The 4,479-nt window shown below is 72.8% G+C and carries 3 protein-coding genes; 2 read left to right on the top strand and 1 reads right to left on the bottom strand.

What is annotated here, in order from left to right; translation table 11 throughout:
- Positions 1–222: 222 nt before the first annotated feature.
- Positions 223–1,221, bottom strand: coding sequence for a methylenetetrahydrofolate reductase (locus ACWELJ_RS33425; RefSeq protein WP_452370067.1), 999 nt, complete (start codon positions 1,219–1,221; stop codon positions 223–225).
- 258 nt (positions 1,222–1,479) lie between these two features.
- Here ACWELJ_RS33425 and ACWELJ_RS33420 point away from each other — a divergent pair, with 258 nt between their 5' ends.
- Complete coding sequence (locus tag ACWELJ_RS33420; protein WP_452370068.1) at positions 1,480–2,589, top strand: polyprenyl synthetase family protein; 1,110 nt, start codon at positions 1,480–1,482, stop codon at positions 2,587–2,589.
- Between the two features lie 108 nt (positions 2,590–2,697).
- Complete coding sequence (gene crtI, locus ACWELJ_RS33415; protein ID WP_452370066.1) at positions 2,698–4,311, top strand: phytoene desaturase family protein; 1,614 nt, start codon at positions 2,698–2,700, stop codon at positions 4,309–4,311.
- Positions 4,312–4,479: the final 168 nt, after the last annotated feature.

Here is a 4,479-nt window from a genome sequence, read left to right as displayed (position 1 = left end):
GGGGCCGCGGCGGCGGGTCCCGCCAGGGTTGCCGGTCCGGCGGCGGCGAGCACGGCGCAGGCGCTGACGGCGCCGGCCACCCGGACGAGGTGGTGGAACACGGACATGAAGGGCTCCCCTCGAGGTCACGAGTCGTGAGGGGACGCTACTCCGCTGACCAGTTCATTCCGGTCATTTGCTCCGGCATGCCGGGCCCGATTCGCGGCGGCGGAACCGATCCGCTCAGGCGTTGGCCGGAGCGGCCGACACCGAATAGCCCAGGTTCGCCAGCACTTCGCTGGTGGCCTTGGCGAAATTCAGGGTGATGAAATGTAGGCAGGGCGCGCCCTCGGAGATCAGGCGCTGGGCCATCTCCGTGGCGATCTGGATGCCCTCGGCCCGGACCGCCGCGCGATCCTCCTCCGGCCCGGTGCCCGCGGCCTTGCGCAGCCGCTCGATCACCTTCGCCGGGAGCGGACGGCCCGACAGCTCCTCGGCGCGCTCGACCGTGCGCAGCGAGGTGACCGGCATGAGCTCGGGAATGATCGGCTTCGCGCCCTCGACCGGATCGGCCGCGATGGCCCGATCCCGCAGGCGCAGATAGTGATCCACGTCGAAGAACATCTGGGTGATCGAATACTCCGCGCCCGCGCGCAGTTTCGACACCAGGAAGCGGGTGTCGTCGTCGAGGTCGGTGGAGCGCGGGTGGCCCTGCGGGAACGAGGCCACGCCCACGTGGAAGTCGCCCAGGTCGCGCACGATGCGCACCAGCTCCTCGGCGTATTCGACGCCCTCGGGGTGCTTGAGCCATTCGCCCAGCACGTCGCCCGGCGGATCGCCGCGCAGCACCAGCAGATTGCGGATGCCCGAGTCGGCGTAGGCGCCGACGATGGAACGCAGTTCGGCGACCGAGTGGTCCACCGCGGTCAGGTGGGCGACGGTCAGCAGCGTGGTCTCGCGCGCCAGTTCGCCGGTGACCCGGATGGTGCGGTCGCGGGTGGAGCCGCCGGCGCCGTAGGTCATGGACACGAACGCCGGATGCAGCCGCTCGAATTCGCGGGCGGCCCGCCACAGGCGCGCCTCACCGGCGGCGTCACGCGGCGGATTGAACTCGACCGAGAACGGAACCGACCCGTCGGGACGTGGGCCCAGCTGCTGCACCACGGAGCGAGTTCCGGACACATGCGGCGTGCGGGAAACTCGGCCAGGGGTCGAATATCCCCGTACGTTGTCGAAACTCACGCCTGCATTTTACGGGCCCGCGTCCGGGCCCGGACCCCGACCTGTGCCTATCCCAGCAGGTGGGACCGGACGGGACCCGACCGATTCCCGGCCGCGACCCGGCGGTCGGTAGAGTCGGGGCCAACCCCGCGCGCGGACCTGACGCCCGCGCGATCGGGCCGGTCACCGGGGGCGTTCGCCGTCGTCGCACGCACCCCGAGACCGATCGCCGGGGGAATCGCGCTCGCGCCGCGCCGCGCACTCACCAAGGAGGCTCCCCTGTCCGCCGGACCCGGTACCCCGACCCGCCACCCGGTCGGCGCGGGATCACTCGTCGCCGCCGTGGAGGACCGCCTCACCGCCTTCTTCCGCACCCGCGAACCGATCGTCGAACCCCTCGGCCCGGTCTTCGTGGACGCGGCCGCGGCCCTGGAGGACTTCGTCATTCGCGGCGGCAAGCGCACCCGCCCCGCCTTCGCCTGGACCGGCTGGCTGGGCGCGGGCCGCAGCCCCGAGGACCCGGACGCCGACGCCGTGCTCACCGCCTGCTCGGCACTGGAACTGGTGCAGGCGTGCGCGCTCATCCACGACGACATCATCGACTCCTCGCGCACCCGCCGCGGCTTCCCGACCGTGCACGTGGATTACGAACAGCGGCACCGGGATCAGCACTGGACCGGTGACGCCGACCACTACGGCGTCAGCGTCGCCGTCCTGATCGGCGACCTGGCCCTGGCCTGGGCCGACGACATGACCCGCGACGCCGGGCTGCCCGCCGACGCCGCCGCCCGCTTCGCCCCGGTCTGGGCGGCCATGCGCACCGAGGTGCTGGGCGGGCAACTGCTCGATATCCACGGCGAGTCCGCGGGCGACGAATCGGTGGAGGCCGCGCTGCGGATCAACCGGTTCAAGACCGCCGCCTACACCATCGAACGCCCGCTGCACATGGGCGCGGCGCTGGCCGGCGCGTCCCCCGACGTGATCGCCGCCTACCGCGAATTCGGCACCGACATCGGCATCGCCTTCCAGCTGCGCGACGACCTGCTCGGCGTGTTCGGCGATCCGGCCGTCACCGGCAAGCCGTCCGGCGACGACCTGCGCGAGGGCAAGCACACCGTGCTCATCGCCGAGGCCCTGCGCCGCGCCGACGCCACCGCGCCCGCCACCGCCGCGCTCATCCGCACCAGCCTCGGCACCGACCTCAGCCCCGAGCAGGTCGCCGAATTGCGCACGGCCCTCACCGAACTCGGCGCGGTCGACGCCGTCGAGCAGCGCATCGCCTCGCTCACCGAGCAGGCCCTCACGGCGCTGGACGCCAGCACCGTGACCCCGGACGCGGCCCGGCAACTGCGCGCCATGGCGCTCTCGGCCACCGCGCGGACCTACTGATCCGGCACGACAGCACACGGCCGTCCGCACCGATCACGGTTCGAGGTGGTCGCCAGACCGACCGGCGGGGACGCACGGCGGCCTGACCGCAGAGGGAAAGCAGGTGGCATGAAAACGGTTGCGGGACCGACCGATCGGGTGGTCGTGGTCGGCGCGGGACTGTCCGGGCTGGCCGCGGCGCTGCACCTGCTGGCGGCGGGGCGGCAGGTGACCGTGCTGGAGCGCGACGACCGGCCCGGCGGGCGGGTCGGGTCCTACCGCGGCCCGGACTACGAGATCGACTCCGGGGCAACGATTCTCACCCTACCCGAACTCATCGACGAGGCGCTGGCCGTGGTCGGTCACACTCGTGAGTCGGTCGGCCTGACGATCCTCGACATGGCCCCCGCCTACCGGGCGCGCTTCGCCGACGGCACCCAGATCGGCGTCTACTCCGACGAGGAGCGCATGGCCCACGAGGTCGCGCGGGTGCGCGGACCGGCCACGGCCCGCCGCTACCGGCGGCTGCGCGGCTGGCTGAAAGGCGTGTACGAGGCCGAGTTCCGGCAGTTCATGGACACCAACTTCGAGTCGCCCCTCGATATGGTGCGGATTCCGGAGAAGCGGACGGCGCTGGCGCGACTGGTTCGGCTCGGCGCGTTCGGCCGGCTCGGCCCCAAGGTCGGGCGCGTGATCCGCGATCCGGACGTGGCCCGGCTGTTCAGCTTCCAGGCCCTGTTCGCGGGCATGGCGCCGAACCGGGCGCTCGGCGTCTACGGCGCGATCCCGTACATGGACACCTGCCTGGGCGTCACCTACCCCGAGGGCGGCATGCGGTCCATCGCCGCGGCGCTGGCGCGCGCGTTCACCGCCGCGGGCGGGACCCTCGAACTGCGCGCCGAGGTGATCGGCGTCGACTACGCGGGCCGCCGCGCCACCGCGGTGCATACCGCCGACGGCCGCGTGTTCGACTGCGACGCGCTGGTGGTGACCGCCGACATCGGGTCGCTGACCCGGTTCGGGCTGCGGCGCCGGCGGGGACTGCGGGCGTCGCCGTCGGCCGTCGTCGCGCACGGCACTATTCCCGCCGAAGTGGCCGCCGCCTGGCCGGTGCAGGCGCATCACACCATCGACTTCGGGCGGGAGTGGGACCGGACCTTCGCCGAGATCGCCGCCCGGCGCGGCCGCGGCGCGCTGATGAGCGACCCGTCGCTACTGCTCACCCGCCCCGCCCTCACCGATCCCACCCTCTACATCGACCGCCCCGAACCGCACATCGACGCCGAAGGGCAGCTGCGCGACACGGTTCGCCACGAACCGCTCTCACTGCTCGCCCCGTGCCCGAACCTCGACGCCGCGCCCCTGGCCTGGGACGAACTCGGCCCGCACTACCTGCGCGAGCTGCTCCAGGTCCTGGAAGCGCGCGGCTACCAAGGCATTTCGCGACACTTCCGGGTCGACCACCTCGACACCCCGCACAGCTGGCGGGCCCAGGGCATGCTGGCGGGCACCCCGTTCTCGGCGGCACACCTGTTCCGGCAGACCGGTCCGTTCCGGACCCGGAACCTGGTGGCCGGGCGCGCGAATGTCGTTCTCGCAGGCTCGGGCACCGTGCCCGGCGTCGGCGTGCCGACCGTGCTGCTATCAGGCAGACTGGCGGCGGCACGCATCACGGGTGATGTACGCCATGCCGGTACCGGATCCGCCGATACCGGGGCGGTGGCGTCCGCGCACACGCACTAGACTGACCGCGTCCTGAACCAACGCGGCTGCCGCCGCTGACCTTTCCGGGGGGAACGACCGCCTATGCCGACCCCCGATATGGACGCAGCCACCCCCGACACCGGCGCCGTCGCCACGCGTCCCGCCGCGGCCGCCGGCACCGCCGACGCCGACCCGGAGTCTCCCGCC

Source organism: Nocardia sp. NPDC004582 (assembly GCF_053602115.1).
This window is presented reverse-complemented; position numbering and strand designations above follow the sequence as displayed.

What these genes read in the sequence shown, in the direction of transcription:
- crtI (WP_452370066.1), top strand. Translation starts at nt 2,698, where the DNA reads ATGAAAACGGTTGCGGGACCGACCGATCGGGTGGTCGTGGTCGGCGCG.